Origin of the sequence: Polynucleobacter sinensis (assembly GCF_001595985.1) — a bacterium.
Lineage (GTDB): Bacteria > Pseudomonadota > Gammaproteobacteria > Burkholderiales > Burkholderiaceae > Polynucleobacter > Polynucleobacter sinensis.
Genome location: NZ_LOJJ01000012.1, coordinates 1 through 397, shown reverse-complemented (window position 1 = coordinate 397; position 397 = coordinate 1). Strand labels below are relative to the sequence as shown.

At 45.1% G+C, this 397-nt stretch carries 1 protein-coding gene; it reads right to left on the bottom strand.

All coding sequences use genetic code 11. From position 1 onward, the window contains the following. Nucleotides 1-397: DUF7507 domain-containing protein (locus AOB49_RS09840; protein WP_156471408.1), on the bottom strand; the 397-nt coding region annotated here is incomplete at both ends.

The window sequence follows — 397 nt, the reverse complement described above, 5'->3', positions numbered from 1 at the left end:
ACTTCCACTTCTTCGCTCGCGCTTAGGACACTCTCAGATCCCAAGGTTTCGCTTGCTGTCGCAACAACGGTATTGTCAATATCACCATCGCTAGAACGACCAATCGCATCAAAATCAGTTTGACTAATGTCATAGGTAAAGCGGTAGTTCAAAGTAGTGCCAACCTCAACTACTCCAACTGTAATTAAACCAGCAGAGCTAGCAGGGCCAACAGATGTCCAAGTGCCCACAGGGCCCTCTACCTGCACATCTAAACCAGCTGCCATTGGGTCAGTAAAAGTAACCCCTGTTAGTTTGGTATTACCTGTGTTTTCTACCGAGATGGTATACACAATGTTATCTGAGGCACTATCAATCGAAGTGGCGTTTGCATTTTTAGAGATCTCTAAATTAGGCA